The 15,125-nt window shown below is 58.7% G+C and carries 16 protein-coding genes, 1 tRNA gene and 2 pseudogenes; 11 read left to right on the forward strand and 8 right to left on the reverse strand.

Annotation, left to right across the window (positions count from 1 at the left end; genetic code table 11):
* Positions 1-12: 12 nt before the first annotated feature.
* Complete coding sequence (locus EDE05_RS00640; RefSeq protein WP_132408650.1) at positions 13-1,002, reverse strand: MBL fold metallo-hydrolase; 990 nt, start codon at positions 1,000-1,002, stop codon at positions 13-15.
* 191 nt (positions 1,003-1,193) lie between these two features.
* Here EDE05_RS00640 and EDE05_RS00645 point away from each other — a divergent pair, with 191 nt between their 5' ends.
* Positions 1,194-2,597 (forward strand): MFS transporter, encoded by a 1,404-nt coding sequence (locus tag EDE05_RS00645; RefSeq protein WP_112801676.1) that lies wholly within the window; start codon positions 1,194-1,196, stop codon positions 2,595-2,597.
* Here EDE05_RS00645 and EDE05_RS00650 read toward each other — a convergent pair whose 3' ends face one another.
* On the reverse strand, positions 2,598-3,335 hold the full coding sequence (locus EDE05_RS00650) for an RlmE family RNA methyltransferase (protein ID WP_105374074.1): 738 nt from the start codon (positions 3,333-3,335) through the stop codon (positions 2,598-2,600).
* Between the two features lie 17 nt (positions 3,336-3,352).
* Complete coding sequence (locus EDE05_RS00655; RefSeq protein ID WP_112801364.1) at positions 3,353-4,888, reverse strand: Ppx/GppA phosphatase family protein; 1,536 nt, start codon at positions 4,886-4,888, stop codon at positions 3,353-3,355.
* 238 nt (positions 4,889-5,126) lie between these two features.
* Between EDE05_RS00655 and EDE05_RS00660 the strand changes: the two genes are divergently transcribed.
* The 3 genes from EDE05_RS00660 (at position 5,127) to EDE05_RS00670 (ending at position 6,960) form a co-directional block, all read left to right on the forward strand.
* Positions 5,127-5,200: transfer RNA gene (locus EDE05_RS00660), tRNA-Gln, on the forward strand.
* A 276-nt stretch (positions 5,201-5,476) separates the two neighbouring features.
* Positions 5,477-5,701 carry a helix-turn-helix domain-containing protein gene (locus EDE05_RS00665; protein ID WP_165924096.1) on the forward strand — a complete coding sequence of 75 codons (225 nt, stop codon included), beginning with the start codon at positions 5,477-5,479 and terminating at the stop codon, positions 5,699-5,701.
* Positions 5,698-6,960, forward strand: a complete 1,263-nt coding sequence (locus EDE05_RS00670) for a type II toxin-antitoxin system HipA family toxin (RefSeq protein ID WP_134099438.1) — start codon at positions 5,698-5,700, stop codon at positions 6,958-6,960. The genes EDE05_RS00665 and EDE05_RS00670 overlap by 4 nt, the downstream gene beginning before the upstream one ends.
* 474 nt (positions 6,961-7,434) lie before the next feature.
* Here EDE05_RS00670 and EDE05_RS00675 read toward each other — a convergent pair whose 3' ends face one another.
* Positions 7,435-7,944, reverse strand: a complete 510-nt coding sequence (locus EDE05_RS00675; protein WP_132408646.1) for a hypothetical protein — start codon at positions 7,942-7,944, stop codon at positions 7,435-7,437.
* Between the two features lie 118 nt (positions 7,945-8,062).
* Here EDE05_RS00675 and EDE05_RS27085 point away from each other — a divergent pair, with 118 nt between their 5' ends.
* The 7 genes from EDE05_RS27085 to EDE05_RS00715 all read left to right on the forward strand — a co-directional run bounded on the left by EDE05_RS27085 (position 8,063) and on the right by EDE05_RS00715 (position 11,705).
* Entirely contained in the window at positions 8,063-8,629 is a 567-nt protein-coding gene (locus EDE05_RS27085; protein WP_245505055.1) for a hypothetical protein, read from the forward strand.
* A gap of 373 nt (positions 8,630-9,002) precedes the next feature.
* Positions 9,003-9,257 carry a DUF1488 domain-containing protein gene (locus EDE05_RS00690; protein ID WP_112801354.1) on the forward strand — a complete coding sequence of 85 codons (255 nt, stop codon included), beginning with the start codon at positions 9,003-9,005 and terminating at the stop codon, positions 9,255-9,257.
* A 29-nt stretch (positions 9,258-9,286) separates the two neighbouring features.
* A complete protein-coding gene (locus EDE05_RS00695) occupies positions 9,287-9,553 on the forward strand; it encodes a hypothetical protein (protein WP_112801352.1) in 267 nt (88 codons plus the stop codon).
* A 49-nt stretch (positions 9,554-9,602) separates the two neighbouring features.
* Positions 9,603-9,860, forward strand: a complete 258-nt coding sequence (locus EDE05_RS00700) for a hypothetical protein (protein ID WP_132408644.1) — start codon at positions 9,603-9,605, stop codon at positions 9,858-9,860.
* 30 nt (positions 9,861-9,890) lie between these two features.
* The gene (locus tag EDE05_RS00705) at positions 9,891-10,199 is read left to right on the forward strand and encodes a hypothetical protein (protein WP_132408642.1); all 309 of its coding nucleotides are present in this window, start codon (positions 9,891-9,893) and stop codon (positions 10,197-10,199) included.
* A 667-nt stretch (positions 10,200-10,866) separates the two neighbouring features.
* Positions 10,867-11,070 (forward strand): hypothetical protein, encoded by a 204-nt coding sequence (locus EDE05_RS00710; RefSeq protein WP_132408640.1) that lies wholly within the window; start codon positions 10,867-10,869, stop codon positions 11,068-11,070.
* Between the two features lie 416 nt (positions 11,071-11,486).
* Complete coding sequence (locus EDE05_RS00715) at positions 11,487-11,705, forward strand: hypothetical protein (RefSeq protein ID WP_132408638.1); 219 nt, start codon at positions 11,487-11,489, stop codon at positions 11,703-11,705.
* Between the two features lie 473 nt (positions 11,706-12,178).
* Here the strand turns inward: EDE05_RS00715 and EDE05_RS27090 are convergent, their stop codons facing one another.
* The 4 genes and pseudogenes from EDE05_RS27090 to EDE05_RS00735 all read right to left on the reverse strand — a co-directional run bounded on the left by EDE05_RS27090 (position 12,179) and on the right by EDE05_RS00735 (position 14,877).
* Positions 12,179-13,033, reverse strand: coding sequence for a hypothetical protein (locus EDE05_RS27090; RefSeq protein ID WP_245505054.1), 855 nt, complete (start codon positions 13,031-13,033; stop codon positions 12,179-12,181).
* Between the two features lie 79 nt (positions 13,034-13,112).
* Positions 13,113-14,170, reverse strand: a pseudogene (locus EDE05_RS00725) (ISNCY family transposase); the annotation flags it as partial.
* A gap of 318 nt (positions 14,171-14,488) precedes the next feature.
* Positions 14,489-14,590, reverse strand: a pseudogene (locus tag EDE05_RS27095) (DUF1488 family protein); the annotation flags it as partial.
* Positions 14,590-14,877, reverse strand: coding sequence for a hypothetical protein (locus EDE05_RS00735; protein ID WP_112797138.1), 288 nt, complete (start codon positions 14,875-14,877; stop codon positions 14,590-14,592). The gene EDE05_RS00735 and the pseudogene EDE05_RS27095, both read right to left, overlap by 1 nt.
* Between the last annotated feature and the right edge of the window lie 248 nt (positions 14,878-15,125).

Here is a 15,125-nt window from a genome sequence, read left to right on the forward strand (position 1 = left end):
CTTTCGATGACGTCAGATATCGAACTGATAGCTCTTCGGCACGAAGCGATAACCGGTTTCCTGCCTCTCCACGAAACCCACGGCGGGGAACGGCATGTGATAGCCTAGGAAAGCGACCTTGTCGGTCGCGATCATGTCGTAGACTTTCTTTCTGGTCGCGGCAGCTTGGGCCTTGTCCATGTCGAAACGGACTTCCCACTCCGGGCGCTCTAGTGAAAGAATGTAGTGATTGGCGGTGTCGGCCGTCAAAACGAGCCGCTTGCCCTCCGACTCGATATTGAAGACCAGATGGCCGGGCGTGTGGCCAGGAGCCATCATCGCGGTTATCCCGGATACGACGTCGCCGCCGTCCTTCAGGAACGTCATCTTCTCCGCATGCGGCTTTACGTTCGCGAGCACGGCCTTGTGATTTCCTTCGGTGGGCGTTCCCGCGCGCGCGGCATCGCTCCAGAAGTTGTATTCGGTCTCGCCGGCCACATAACGCGCCTTCGGGAAGGCGGGTTTTCCGTCCTCCATGATGCCGCCGATGTGGTCGCCATGCATGTGGGTGATGACAACAATGGAGATATCCTCGGGCATATATCCGGCGGCGGCCAATCCTTCGATCAGTCGCCCGCCACCCTGAGCGCGGGCCGCCTTGCCGAGGCCGGTATCGAAGAGGATGACCTCGCTGCCCGTATCGACAAGTGTCGGCGAAAAGCTGTTCACGAACTTGTCGGCGGGCAGAAAATTGTCGTTCAGCAAAGTTCCGACTGCTTCTGCGGATTGGTTCGTGCCGAAGATTTCCTGCGGGTTTGCGGAAGGGCGGGCGCCGTCTTTGACGACGAGGACCTGAAAACCACCGACCTTGAATTTATGGATATCGGGCGGCGTCACGCGGTCGATAGCCTGCGGTTTGCTCTCCTGCGCCAAAGCCCTGCCACTGATGATAGCGGGCGAGGCAATAATCCCGAGGCCTGCCGTTCCAAGCAGTGTCCGCCTGTCAATTTTAATCGACGTCATTCTTCAGCTCCCTATGACTTGCCCAAAACCCGGCATCGAGCCCGCGGCGACTTGGAACATAACCAAGCTCAGGGACAAGAAAATCGCATCTCACGCAGACGTGACCCAAAGAGGAAAAAGGTGAGATTCGATAATTGGCAGAAACGGTTTTGAGGTTTACAGGAAAGCCGTTCCGCGCACCGCAGGCCGACATGAATCGCGTCATTCCGCTTATTCTCGCCGTTGCTCTTTTCATGGAGCAGATGGATTCGACCGTTATCGCCACGGCGCTTCCGGCGATCGCCGCCGACCTTAATGTCGGGCCGATCACGCTGAAGCTCGCACTGACCTCCTATATGGTTGCGCTCGCGGTTTTCATTCCCATCAGCGGCTGGATGGCAGACCGGTTCGGCGCCAAGAAGATCTTTCGACTGGCAATCCTGGTCTTCGTTATCGGTTCGATCTTCTGTGCAATCTCGTCCTCGCTGATCGAATTTGTACTGTCGCGATTCCTGCAAGGCATGGGCGGCGCGATGATGACCCCGGTCGGTCGCCTCGTTCTCCTGCGCACTACGAAACGCAGCGAACTCGTGTCGGCCATGGCGCTGTTGACCATCCCCGCCCTTATCGGGCCGTTGACCGGTCCTCCGATTGGCGGCTTCATCACCACCTATTTCTCCTGGCACTGGATTTTCATCATCAATGTACCGGTGGGCCTGCTCGGCATCTACCTTTCAAGCATTTTCCTGCCGGAGATAGAGACGACCAATCCGCCCTCGATCGACTGGATCGGCTTCCTACTGACTTCCGTCGCGGCGGCGGGAACGGTCTTCGGGCTTTCGGTGGTCGGCCTGCCTGCGCTGCCGCCCGCGGTCGGCATCTCCTCAACCGCGATCGGCGTTGCTGCCGGCCTCATCTACCTTCGCCACGCGCGGCGACACCCCTCGCCGATCCTCAATCTCTCGATCTTCAGGAACGACGCTTTCCGAGCCGCCACCTCGAGCGGCACGCTCTTCCGCATATCAACCGGCGCCATTCCCTTTCTGATGCCGCTGATGCTGCAGCTTGGCTTCGGGCTCAACCCGTTCCAATCCGGCCTGATCACCTTTGCGGGCGCTCTCGGAGCGCTCACCGTCAAGTTCGTGGCGCGGCGTGTCTTTGCGGCAACAGGCTTCAAGGTCACCCTTCTCATCGCCGGCGTCCTTGGGGCCGCCACCACGGCGGCGAACGGGTTCTTCACGCCGGAAACATCCCATGCGCTGATCGTCGCCTTCCTGGTGGCGTCCGGCCTTTGCCGCTCCTTCTTCTTCACCGGCTCGAACGCACTCAGCTATTCGGAAATCAGCGACGAGCAGGCCAGCCAGGCAACGTCGATCGCCTCGGTGCTACAACAGGTCAGCATGGCTCTCGGCGTCGCTTTCGCCGCCTTCATCCTCGAAGTCTCGGCGGCCTTTTCAGGGACGTCTCTCGGGCTTGCCGATTTCCACCTTGCTTTCTTCGTGGTGGCCGCTCTTTCGCTCTTCGCCATTGGTCCGTTGCTGACGCTCGACCCGATGGCGGGAGCAGCGGTTTCCGGCCATCGTGGCGGCAGAATCCAGCCGGAAGCGGGGGAATGATCAGGCTTCGGTTCCGGCTTCGGCTTCGATCGCCGCGGGTTCGGCTCTGCGACCCTTGAAGTGTTTGGCCAGCAGGAACATTTCCACCGATTCCGAGCGCGACGCACCCGGCTTGACATGGATGACCTGCCGGAAATTCTGCTTCAGCATGTTGAGCAGGTCCCGTTCGGTCCCCCCTTGGAAGGTCTTGGCAAGGAAGTGACCGCCTTCGCCCAAGACCTCGACCGCAAAATGGGCCGCGACTTCGCAGAGATGCATGGTGCGCAGGTGATCCGTCCTCTGGTGGCCGGTTGTCGGCGCTGCCATGTCCGAAATCACCAGATCGGGCGTCCCCCCGACCGCTTCGATGAGCAGCTGCGGCGCCTCAGGATCCAGGAAGTCGAGCTGCAGGAATTTCACGCCCGGCAGCGGCGCCATCTCCAGAAAATCGATCGCTGCGACGCGAATATCCTCGTCGGTGGAATCGGTCACCTTCGCGGCAATCTGCGACCAGCTTCCTGGGGCAGCGCCGAGGTCGATGATGCGGCGGGCGCCTTTCAGGATGTGATGTTTCTCGTCGATCTCAAGAAGCTTGAAGGCGGCGCGGGCACGATACCCTTCCAGCTTGGCGCGCTGTACGTAGGGATCGTTGATATGGCGCTCCAGCCAGCGGCGCGAAGACGCCTTCAGCTTGCCCTTCTTGACTTTCTGGCCGAGCTTGCGGCCCGTACGATTGCCGCCCACCGGTGGTTTCGCCATCGCCCTGCTCCTGGTTGTTACTGTCCGCCGGTTGCCGGCCGGCGCTGGCGCGCACGGCGCCACACGCCGTCGTCCGCCATCATATCCGTCAACAGCCCTTCGCGGAGCCCCCGGTCCGCCACCCGCATCCGCGGGCTCGGCCAACGGCGGCGGATCGCTTCCAGGATGGCGCAACCGGCAAGCACCAGATCCGCTCGGTCCGGCCCGATGCACGGATTGGCCGCGCGGCCGGCAAAATCCCACGAGAGCAGCTTCGCCTGCATGGCGCTTACTTCGGCATCGGTCAGCCAAAGGCCGTCGACCTTGCGGCGATCGTAGCGCGGCAGATCGAGATGGACGCCAGCGAGCGTGGTCACCGTTCCGGACGTGCCTATCAGATGGAAGTCCTCTGCGCCGTGACGCCGGACGGCTTCGAGCGGCGGGCAGTAAAAATCCGCCAGCATGCCCTCGACTTCCGCCACCATGGCGGAGAAAACCTCCGGCGTGACATTACGCCCGCCGTGGCGCTCCGACAGCGTCACCACGCCAACCGGCAGTGATGTCCAATGGGTAATGTGGTTGGCAAGCCGGCTGGACCGATTTTCGCCGATGCGGATGACCGCGATTTCCGAAGAACCGCCGCCGATATCGAACAACACCACGGAACGGGCTTCGCGGCCAACCAGCGACGCACAGCCCGACACTGCGAGCCGCGCCTCCGTTTCGCGGTCGATGATCTCCAGTTCCAAGCCCGTTTCCGAGATAACGCGGTCAAGAAATTCTTCACCGTTCTCGGCGGCGCGGCAGGCTTCCGTCGCAATCAGCCGCATGCGGCGGATCGGTTTGTTGGCAAGCTTGGCAGCGCAGATGCGCAACGCTTCGACCGCACGATCCATCGCCTCCGCCGAGAGCCTTCGGCTCGCTGCAAGCCCCTCGCCCAGGCGTACGATACGCGAAAAGGCGTCGACGACCCGAAACTGTCCGGGGCGGGTGGGCTGCGCGATCAGCAGACGGCAATTGTTGGTGCCGAGATCCAGTGCTGCATAAAGATCGTTGACGAAGGGAAACCTGTCTCCCCGCGGATCGAAAGCCGACGCATCACCGCCACTCCTGTTGCGGCCCTCCTTGCCGGGCGCCGGCGCGGGCGGCACGACTTTTGCGACGTTCGGCTGCGTCTTGGCCGGCGCCAGCGGCCGGCCCTGCAGACCGCGGCCGCCGCGATTCTTCTTCCGCCGATGGCGCGACTTTCCGGAAGGCGCCAAGGTCTCACTCGGGCGAACGGATTCCACCGCTGCAACGTCGCTTACCGCCGGTGCCGCCTGCTGGGCGCCACCGGATTTCCCACGTCGACGCTTGCGCTTGCGGGCCGGTTGACCGGGCTCCTGGATATGGGAACGTGCGGCAGGGCCGGCAGAATCAGCCGAACCCAAGGGTGCGAACGACGCCACGTCGCGGCTTTTGCCGCGTCGTTTCGCCTTTCGGCGCCGAGAGGATCTTTCCTCTCCGCGCGCTGCCGACGCCCCGCCTTCCGGCGTCTTCGCGCCGCTATCGGGGTCCATCACTTCTATGTCCATCTCGCCGCGCAACGCCTTCGTGAGGCATGCCGCTGGCGTTTGTTTGTTTCGTTGGCGTGAAGATAACAGCCCAATGCCTTTTCGCCAACGGCTTTTTGCCGCCTGCTGCCGTTGCGAATACCAGTATCGGAAAGAGGCTTTCGTCTCTCTATTTTTTTCCAAATCGGTATTTGCAATTCGTCCGCTTTTGTTTATAAGCGCCGCACATCAGCCGAGCCGGTTTACCGGTTGAGCCTGCTGGGGAATAGTTCAACGGTAGAACGACGGACTCTGACTCCGTTAATCTTGGTTCGAATCCAGGTTCCCCAGCCAATCATCTCTTTTTCCATATTTTTCAGTCACTTAGACAATCGGCGCCAAAGGCAACCGGAACAGTTTTCCGCACCGCTTTTCCGGATCACACCGAGCCGAGGTTAACGGCTGGTCGACCTCTGTATCGGCACCTCCCTGCCCGTAGCTTTTCATCAGTCCCGATCGGGTCGATTCGAGTCCACGGCAAGCAGCTCAAGCTTCGATCGTCCCGATCGGTTCTTTTTCGTGCAATCATTCGGCTATTGTGCTTCAATGATCCCGAAAGGGATGATTCACATGGAAATAGTTTCCGATAGCGTAGCACTCGGCCAGCTGATCCGCGCGGAGCGAAAACGTCAGCAATTGACCCAGGAACAGCTTGCCGGCGTCGCGGGCGTGGGCGTTCGCTTCGTGCGCGAATTGGAAAGCGGCAAAGAGAGCTGTCGGGTCGGACTCGCTCTGACCATACTGCGGACGCTCGGTTTGACCGTGAGTATTACCTCTCGCGGTGCCTCCTCATGAGCCGCGTGCTGGACGTCTATCTCAAGGATCGCAAGGCCGGCGAGCTCAAGCAGGACAGCGACGCCTCGCTCACCTTCACTTATGACAGCGACTACCTTGCCAGTGATCCAGTCGCCTTGTCAGTCTCCCTACCGGTTAGGGAAGAACCTTTCGTCGATCGCGTCGCCCGTCCTTTCTTCTCCGGCCTCCTGCCTGATGAAGGTGCCAGACGTCGATTGGCTGCGGCACTAGGCATATCCTCGGGTAATGCCTTCGGGCTGCTTGAGGTTATCGGTGGGGAATGTGCGGGCGCCTTGTCACTTGTTCCGCCAGGACAGCTCCCACCGGCCGCGACGACAGACGATGCCGAAGCACTCGATGAGCAGAACCTTGAAGAGATCCTCTCCCTGCTCAGACAGAGGCCCTTGCTCGGCGGGGAAGCGGACGTGCGCCTTTCGCTTGCCGGCGCTCAGGACAAGCTGGCTGTCACCGTTCTCAACGGTCAGATATTGCTGCCCCGAGGCGGGCGCCCGACGACGCATATCCTGAAACCGTTCATCGAGGGCCTCGACGGCACCGTGGAGAACGAAGTGTTCTGCATGAGCCTGGGACGTCGTCTCGGCCTCGATGTCCCCGCTGTGTCGAAGGGCGCAGCCGGCAAGGTCGATTACTTCCTGGTCGAGCGCTACGATCGGCTGACGCTTGAAGACGGGCGGATCGAGCGGCTGCACCAGGAAGACTTCTGCCAGGCGCTGAGCGTGCCGCCGGAGCTCAAATATGAGGAAGAAGGAGGCCCCGGCATCAGTCAGTGCCTCCAGCTGATCCGGCAGACGACGGCCAAGCCCGCAGCCGAGACATTGCGTTTCCAGCGAATGCTCATGTTTCACTACCTGATCGGCAATGCCGACGCTCATGCCAAGAACTATGCCCTGCTCTATCGTGGGAAGGCGCCGGACCTGGCGCCGATGTATGACGCTATTTGCACGGCTGCCTATCCACGACTGTCAAAGAACATGGCGATGGCTCTTGGCGGCAGGTCACTGCCAGACACGATCCAGATGGAGCACTGGGCATCGCTCGTGCCGTCCAACAAGGCCGCGACGCGCATGCTCGCCGGCGAGTTGATGCGAATGGCAGACGCGATCGGGGCGGAAGCCGACGCGCTGATGGAAGAGATGTCCAAGAAAGGCACCCACGATCCAATCCTGAAGACTGTCCGGAAAATCATCGACACCAGATGCGCCCTGGTCAGAAGGGCGCTGGAGAAGCCTAGCCTGTAGGCGCCAGAGGTGGCCTCTCAGGAAGAGCCGCCTAACCGTTCTACGGCGGTCTTGTTTGCCGAATCCTGAGCAGCGTCCTCAGCCGCCTCGGATTGCCTCAGCGCTTCCATGAGAGCCCCATGCCTCTCATTCTCCCTCGCCACAAGGTCACCGGCGTCCCGCGGTTTGTAGCCAGCCTGGCCCGCCGAATGAGCTTCTCCCTATTGTCGTTCATCGTCTTCACCTCGCAGTTGACGGGTCAGAGGCAGTGTAGCTCTGCCTGTTCGCCGTTTCCACCCTACCATATTCCTCGACGTAGTGAGCAGCCCGAAACGGGGAACGGCAGCGTTCCTTGGGATCGACCGACGATGCGTTGGGAATATCAACGCGAAGACACCTAAGGCCTCCTGACCATGAGCATGTGCCGGATGCACACAGCCGAACCGCTGCAATCCAACGTGGTTAAGGCTCAAGTCTGAGTGCGCCTTGCCCTTATTAGGTGAACTGAGAGGTTCCCACCGCTTGACCAAAGCGGCGAGCCTCGAGTTCACTTTCATCCACGAACATGAACATTGCGCCATCACCCCATGTCGGCATGAGCCGCCAGAGATAGGTCTCGGCATTGATTGTCAGCACATGCCGCCAACGCTCGCCGGCGGAAAGGACGGTCTTGGCGTAAGCCACTTCGCTGTCTGCTTTACCGCTGGAGATCAATTCCACTTCGCCATGCATGTTTCCTTGAATCGGTTCCTCCCATCCACCAAGCTGATCACCGCCGCCCTCCTTCATCTCGAAGCGTTCATCCCGATCAGGGCGATTTGCGCCCTTGCCCAACGTTTCAACCATCAATCGTCCTCGGTCCTTTTTCGTGAAATTATCCAACGATGGCGCTTCAATCATCCCGAAGCAGATGCGCACCTTTCGCTTGACGGAGCCCAAGACCAGTTGGACGTCGCCGTCACCAATGGTCAGATATCGCAGCCCGAGGGCGAAGATCGATGACACCCCTTCTGAAGCCGTTCATCGAGGACCTCGATCGGGCGGTGGAGAACTAAGTCTTCTGCATGAGCCTCGGACGCAGTGTTGGCATGTTCCTGCCGTATCGAAGGGCACGGCCGGCGAGGTGGAGATCGATATCGTCATCGGCACCAACATGTTGGCTGTCAGTATTGACTGCCCGGTGATCAGTCTTATGCAGCTGGCCGAAGAAATGAAGGCGGAAGTCGCCCTTCGTCAGCGCGTCGGCCGTGGACTGCGCGCCAAGAAGACCAGCGTAGCGCTCAATGCGGCGAATTCAATAAGCCTAACCCGCCGCCTTGTAACTCGGAGATTCATCGCCATATCTAGGAGACGTTGCAGCCTTTTTGGCTACCTGATCCTCCCGGCACAGCCGGTTGCTTGGCAAACCTCGATCTTTGTGGACGTTAAGAACTCCGCCGTCGGCAGGAGTGCGGCAAGGCACGTGTGTCTCTTGCCGGAACCTGAGGATGTCAAAATGATCAGAAGTAACTATCACTCCATTGAGCAACTGTTCAACCGACCCATTGCTGAAGAGGGTTCTGATGCGGCCAAGCTTCAAGACGTAAGAGGAAGGCTTGCGCTGCGCCAACGAGAGGCACGGTTAGATGAGCGGCAAGTTCGGCTAAGGAAACGCCAAAAGAACCTTTCTCTCGCCGTCTTCACGCAGTGACCGGCCCCTCCCAGTTGGTATCGTCGGCCAAACAAGTGGCCGTCCCGTTCAGCAGCAAGTCCCGGTTCAATTATAACGAGGGGGCGGGCTTCTATCCGTGCCGGAGCAGGCAACGAGCAAGCGGCCACCGTTACAGGCGCTTTGAGACGGCTGCCGAAGCTCTGCGTTTTGCCATCGAGGAATTCCCGAGCTCCTTGCTTCGCGGTTCGGTCCTGGAAGTGGATGAAGCCCGGTACGATGGCGCCCAGATGCAGGCACTCTATGACGGTGATGCCTACCCACTGAAGCGGCGCACCTAAGTCGTCCAAGAGGATGGCAGCCTCGCACACGCGATCATTCTGGATTGCCGTCAGACTCAGAACTGGAACATCCAATGTCACTAACATTTCCAAACGCGAGCAGAAGCTTCGATGACGTCAGGAACCTGATACGCTTCACCGGCTATGACGGCATGTTCGAAGTCAAGTTTTTCGTGGACGCTGCCGCTCTTTCAGCAACCAGACTGTCAGAACAAGATTATCTGCGTGCCTTTGATGCTGCGCGGTCCAAAATCCAGCAGATTGCACTGAAGCTCTACAATCCGAAACACGGCATGACCTACACGCTCAGAGCTGCCGATTTACGCTAGCCTGAGCGGCACAGTTCAAGGAGCTAATCATGAACATAAAGACAAGCGTCAGGCGGGTCGCCTTCCAGAACACCTTCATGTTGCCAGGAATGGATAAGGCACATGCTCCTGGCGAATTCGATGTTCAGGTGGTCGAGGAGCCGCTCAATGTGATGTGGGAAGGCTACCACCGAACATTGACGATCATGATAACCTCAGGTGCCTTCACGGAAGCCATTGCGGTTACCGAAACCGCCCTTGATGAGGCTCTGGCTAACGATAGTCAAGCTGCCCAGCGCCCTGCCTCCTCAACATGACGAGGGCACGCGATCCGGCCAGCTTCCACAACGAATGGGAACAAACGACATGAACAACGTACAACAGTTTTCTTCCAGCTCGAATGGGGATCGGTGGTTCCTGCTTACTGACGACGCTACTCAACAAGCTTTCGTTCTTCATAAAGCAAACGAGCCTTCGGGTGGCCACCAGACACAAATGCCCGTTGCGGACTTTCTCAACCAGAAACCGTTCGGCCCGGAAAGAGAGGCGCTCATCAACATCCTTGGTGTGGGTGACGACACCGCAGACGCAACTCAGGCCAGCTACACCTCTTCGTCCCTATAACCTTTCAAACAGGCTGCCTTGGTAAATGCCATGGCGTCGCTGGAGGACAATATGCGCATAACCAAAACCATACTCTATGACGGCATCGGCCACGTCGGCGTCTTCTTTGAAGGGCTGCCAGAAGCGACGCTTCTTGGAGCCTACAGCACACCCCCTCAAAGCTCCTACCACGCAGACGAAGTTGAAGCCTTTGTTGCTTTCGACGTCCTCGGCACTGACGCCGCTGTCTTAGAGCTAGCCGTTATCACCGGCCATCCGGAAGACGGCGTCCGTCATGCGATTGGGCAATACAGAGAAGAACTTCGCAGGAAAACGGACGACTACTCGGTACCTAATTAGCGATACCCATAACAGCAGAAAAAGTCACGATTTCAAACAACTTACGACTCGGTCACACCTACTCCGCTCTGCAGGGTACGGGTGCGACGGTTGTGCAAATCTGCTGTCGGACGGGTCTGGTCGCCAAACTAAGGCCCGTCGCTTGGGCGCTTCTGCGCCCAACCACCCGACATTTCAGGAGGTGAACCCCCTTTACGCGCGCACGCAAACGCTGCCGAGGCACCGAATTCGGTCTCCGTCAATTGGGACGGCATGAGGAATCCAGGAGAGGTCGTCGAACGAAACATGGGCGGGAATCATCGCCGTGAACCTCACTTACTCGGTGCGCATGTCGAGGAACGTTACGGCGTCGGCCATTTCCTCGGGACCTGGGACGTGCTGGCCACAAGAGCCAAGACATGGTCGAGAGCCATATTTTCCTCCACTACAATGGTGTAGGCGTGAAATCCAACTCAAAGGTGCGGTTGGGCATCTCCGGATGCTACCGGATACGCCCTATGTCGGAAACCCTCTAAAGAGATGGGTTTCCAGGAGCATTTCCGTTCTTTCGGCCTCGGGAGACGGGTTCGCCGAATTAGCGAGGAGTCGGCGCCGATACATGCTAATGTACTTAAGATCGGTGGACACAACGACCATCTTGGCCATTGCCATCCTTCATGAGGTTAGCATGGCCGACGAAACAATGAGGTATGCGGTTCGTCAGGAACTCGATCTCGGCTGGACGGTTTACGACGTCTTTACCGGTGGGCCGGCAATGCCTTCCACCTATTGCCTTACAAATCTCTCCGAGAGTCAGGCCGACATGTACTGCACGGTGATCAACGCGAGAGATATCGCCCGTCGACAGCGCGTGGGGTTCCCGTTTCCGTGATGGTGTTGCAAAGCAGGAAGGGGTAAGGGCGCTATCGTGCTTTTACCCGTTGGAGCTATTGACGCCCAACCCCACAGGTGACCCTATGAATATCCGACAGACTGTTTGAAGGCCTAGGCGGGAAAAACGCCTGGGCCTTCTCTTTGCTCACCATTTGTGACTGGGGCGCGCAGGCGCGAAGCAGATTTGCTGCAAATAATTGATTATCCTCTGAGACATTGACTGCGGGTTCAGTGACATGGCCGAAGTGACGTCGCTGGCCTCCGATTTCTCTGGACATGGCGGTCAGCAAGGCGCAGCCTGTTTTTAGCGATGACAGTTGCCCCGGGCGCCGTCGCGTGAGCACACAGCTTCCGCCCATACCAGGTCGGAGGTGGCCCATGCCAAGATACTTCTTTCACACAAAAGACGGCAGAATGGCCGTTGATCATGAGGGCCTCGTGCTCGGCAGCGAGGACGAGGCGCGTATCGAAGCCATGCAGGGCGCAAGTGAGATGTTGATTGATAACGACATGAGCCTCTGGTTGGGAAACAACTGGGTCATGACAGTGGTTGATGAAGAGGGCACCGTTCTCTTCAACCTGAACTTCTCGATCGACCGACCGAAACGTCCAGAGTTGGCCTCGCTTCAGTGAAGTGTCCCACGCTAGTCTGTTTCAGTGTTCGAGGGGAAACGGTTCAAGATAGTGCGGCTCATTTTTTCCCCAAGCCATTGATCTGCGTGTCGTGTGTTCTTGCTATCCCAGTCACTCAAAGCCGCTACGAAAAAAGAGGCGTTGTTTGGGGCGACGAGGGAAATGTTTGTCGTCAATTCCTTGGCGGTGCCCTCGAAATCCACAAACACAAGAGGACCCGCTGAGGTTATATCAAAGTGCTCCCCGAGTTGCCGTTTGACGTGGGCGGACTCTGCACTCAAGTCGGTGGTCAGCGACAATAGGAAAATCATAGGCTTGTTCTCGCGTTGCATAGAACAACGCATCACCTCCGTTATCGGCCCAAACTATTTTGGAATCTTGACACCCGCTCGGTGGTTAGGGCGGTGGTCCGCCTTCGACACCACCTGGTTGTCATGAAGACAAATCCGCGCAAGCCTTGCCAGACACTTGACCTACGCCCGACCACAATGGGTGGCAGTGGACGGAATGGGGCGGTCCGCCTCGGTCCGCGCGCTATAGGATTTGGATCGGTTACTTTCATCTTTGTTGTTGCTATGTCCAGGCAATGAGCGCGTTATGGAATGGGAGGCGCCAAGTCTCCTAAGGAGAATGCAATGTTCACCCAATGGAAAACCCAGGTCCGCGACTTGCTGAGCGCTCGGTATTCGCTTCTCGGGCTCAAAGGTCAGAAGGCCAAGGCTACTAAGGCTCTTAAAGAGCAGGCCTCTAAGCAACCCTATCAAAATCCCGGGAAGGATAAAATCCACCCCGGCGACGACGCCGCAGTTCGAGCGTCTACTGAGCCCCAGGAAGTGCAACCGGCTCATCGGTAGCACCGTCTCGGCCGGGCGGTGCCCCAGCCGATCGTTTACCAGAAACGGGGAAGTGGCAGGATCATCATGTCCATAAAGGATAGTTGTTCCATCACAAGGCGCCTCATCCGCTCGTATTCCCGAATACGTCGGACTCGGACCTCCGCCCGTCGAAGTGAAGCCGGTCGCGAGATTTTTGGTGATCTTTCGAGGAGTGAATATCCCTTGAATACCGTAATCCGGATCGCATTTACCGCCCGCTGGAGAAGTCCAGTGCACGTTGGGGGCGCCGACTTGCTTGACAGAGCCATCATAGGCCCCAGCGATGCTCTTCGATACATGCATGAGCACTTCCATCACAAATCGGGGCCGCTTTACTGGAGCGCATTTAATCTCTGTCATAGCGCGATCCGCGGCGAGGTGCGTATCGAACAAGCCCGCCCCCATTTCGTTGCAGCCTGTGCTGAGGAAGATGCCCGCCATCACCTCCACCATTAGAATCTCTCCTCTTGCCGCATGTGGACGTGGCTTTCATAGTCAGTCAGATACTCAGCCAAGGTGGTGAGGCCGCGCTTCTTGTGAAGGCCATGTCGCGGATGCCGCGGGCTTTGGCTCCGCTCAGATTTTCGCGGCTGGCATAGCCGCCGTCGGCCGCCGCCTGACGCGGCGGCTCGCCGTAAAAGGCAATGTGGCGTTCCAGCATCGGCAGCAAGCGCTCGCTGTCGGTCGGGTTGCCGGCTTCGATGACGAGGTCGAGGATCAGTCCGCTTCTGCCGGTGGTGAGATTGAGTTTGTGGCCGTAGTCGACGTCGCGGCTGCCCTTGACGATGATGTCGGCATGCGGCTCGAACAGGCTTACCAGCTTCTCGCCGGCCGGAACCGGATCCCCCGGCCAGGACCCGCCGTTCGGTCTGGGCGATGATCCGCTCGATGAGCGGCGGTAGTGGCGGAGTTGGGCCTGCCACAGTTCGCCGGCCGAGCCTGCCGTCAGCGGCAACTGTTCACTGGCCTGCTGCAGAGAACTCAAGGTCGTGCGCGTGATCTTGAGCAGTTCGCGGTAGTGCTTGATCCGTTTGGGGCGGCAGCGGATATATTCGATCGCCCGAGCCCGCTTCTTTGCCGCGCGGCGATGGTCGTGCCATGGAATGGTGCTACCCAGTGCCTCGGTTTGCTGCAACAGCCGCACCGTCACCCGGACAGCGTCCCATAACAGGCTGCTATCGCTCGGTTCATGGATCAATGCGGCGGTAACGGTGCTGTCCACGCGCATGACCTTGCCACTTTCCAGCTTCTCCTACCGGGTGCTCGCCAGCAGCACGCCGTTGATCTCTTCAAAGGTTTGCGCCCGGATCGCGCTGATCGTCTTGTGCAAAACCGACTTCTTCGGGTTCCAGCCCCATGGAAGCCAGGCAATTCCCGGAACGAGGCGGAATCTTCGAGGTGGAAGGCCAGTTCCTGGTAACTCAATTGGCGATGCTGCTTGAGCAGCCCGCCGCGCAGCACAGCCTCGGCTGGTAGCCCCTCGCGGCCGGTCTGTCTGAGACCATGCCGGCGCGGGTCCCGCGCCACAAGCCCGAGCAAATCGCCATGCTCATCCAGCCATTCCGACATCGCCTTCAGTTCACGACCGATCTAGTGTTCGGCGAAAAGATCAAATATGCTGGCTTGGACGGTGCGTTCTTGGCGCATTGTCGGTTCCGGCGGTTACGGGTTTGTCTTTAGAATCAGTAGCTTGATGTAAAGTATACTGAAACCGCCGGGCTTTGCCCGCGCAGATGACGCGATTCGTCCAATAAATTCAGCAGTTTACCGCTTATGGACCCGCACTAGCTAGATCGATTGGTGGATTACGGCCCGTTGGCGCTGATAATGCTCGCCACCTGGTCCGCGACCATATCCATGGCCGGCTGTATTAAACGTTGTGCTGGTAAAGGTTCCACCAGTATCAAGCACGTAAAACCTCACCTCGAACATACCGTCATGGCCGAGGAACCGAATGCGTGCATGGGCTTCGTCGCAGCTTCTGGCGCAGTTCGGGAAGGAGAGAGCCATCACTGGCCTCCTTCGTCCTGCCACCTTTTCAACCCTTCGGTCAGGGGTAAACCATCATCCGCTGACCGCTCTGGACGGGAGCCTTGTTTTCTTCGAATAGCGAGGAGCAGACTTTCCCGCGTCCTGTTCCCGTTGTGGAATTCCGTTTGGAGAAAGTCCGACGCGGCGCGTTTAGCGTCTGAACTCTTCTGTGCGTCGAGACCTCTGAAGCCTTCGGTTCTCAGCACATCCCTGATCATTGCAAGATCAGCAGGATCAAGTTCTTCTCGGTTGGCAATGGAAGACATGACGCCCTCCTTCGTTGGGGCACAAGCTTGGTAGCCCGCAACAGCAGCGCCCGTAAGACGAGCTGCTATCTCTATACAAATCGTGCTACCTGATCTTCTTTACAAGTGGCGCGGCTGCCACGTGGCAAAATCGTTGCGCGTTAAGAGCTGAGCGGGCCACGCCTCGTTAATGAATGAACGGACCTAGCCAAACCCGTTGGCTGCTCCATATACCGTTCTTCGCTGTTCTTGTGCACTAGCAACGCCCT

The organism is Neorhizobium sp. R1-B, from assembly GCF_004368875.1.
In the GTDB taxonomy this organism is placed as follows: domain Bacteria; phylum Pseudomonadota; class Alphaproteobacteria; order Rhizobiales; family Rhizobiaceae; genus Neorhizobium; species Neorhizobium huautlense.

Coding starts and splice junctions, on each gene's coding strand:
- EDE05_RS00665 (WP_165924096.1), top strand. CDS start 5,477: ATGGAAATAGTTTCCGATAGCGTAGCACTCGGCCAGCTGATCCGCGCG.
- EDE05_RS00655 (WP_112801364.1), bottom strand. CDS start 4,888: ATGGACATAGAAGTGATGGACCCCGATAGCGGCGCGAAGACGCCGGAA.
- EDE05_RS00695 (WP_112801352.1), top strand. CDS start 9,287: ATGAACATAAAGACAAGCGTCAGGCGGGTCGCCTTCCAGAACACCTTC.
- EDE05_RS00735 (WP_112797138.1), bottom strand. CDS start 14,877: ATGTCTTCCATTGCCAACCGAGAAGAACTTGATCCTGCTGATCTTGCA.
- EDE05_RS00705 (WP_132408642.1), top strand. CDS start 9,891: ATGGCGTCGCTGGAGGACAATATGCGCATAACCAAAACCATACTCTAT.
- EDE05_RS00715 (WP_132408638.1), top strand. CDS start 11,487: ATGGCCGTTGATCATGAGGGCCTCGTGCTCGGCAGCGAGGACGAGGCG.
- EDE05_RS00700 (WP_132408644.1), top strand. CDS start 9,603: ATGAACAACGTACAACAGTTTTCTTCCAGCTCGAATGGGGATCGGTGG.
- EDE05_RS27090 (WP_245505054.1), bottom strand. CDS start 13,033: ATGGTGGAGGTGATGGCGGGCATCTTCCTCAGCACAGGCTGCAACGAA.
- EDE05_RS00650 (WP_105374074.1), bottom strand. CDS start 3,335: ATGGCGAAACCACCGGTGGGCGGCAATCGTACGGGCCGCAAGCTCGGC.
- EDE05_RS00690 (WP_112801354.1), top strand. CDS start 9,003: ATGTCACTAACATTTCCAAACGCGAGCAGAAGCTTCGATGACGTCAGG.
- EDE05_RS00645 (WP_112801676.1), top strand. CDS start 1,194: ATGAATCGCGTCATTCCGCTTATTCTCGCCGTTGCTCTTTTCATGGAG.
- EDE05_RS00710 (WP_132408640.1), top strand. CDS start 10,867: ATGGCCGACGAAACAATGAGGTATGCGGTTCGTCAGGAACTCGATCTC.
- EDE05_RS00670 (WP_134099438.1), top strand. CDS start 5,698: ATGAGCCGCGTGCTGGACGTCTATCTCAAGGATCGCAAGGCCGGCGAG.
- EDE05_RS00640 (WP_132408650.1), bottom strand. CDS start 1,002: ATGACGTCGATTAAAATTGACAGGCGGACACTGCTTGGAACGGCAGGC.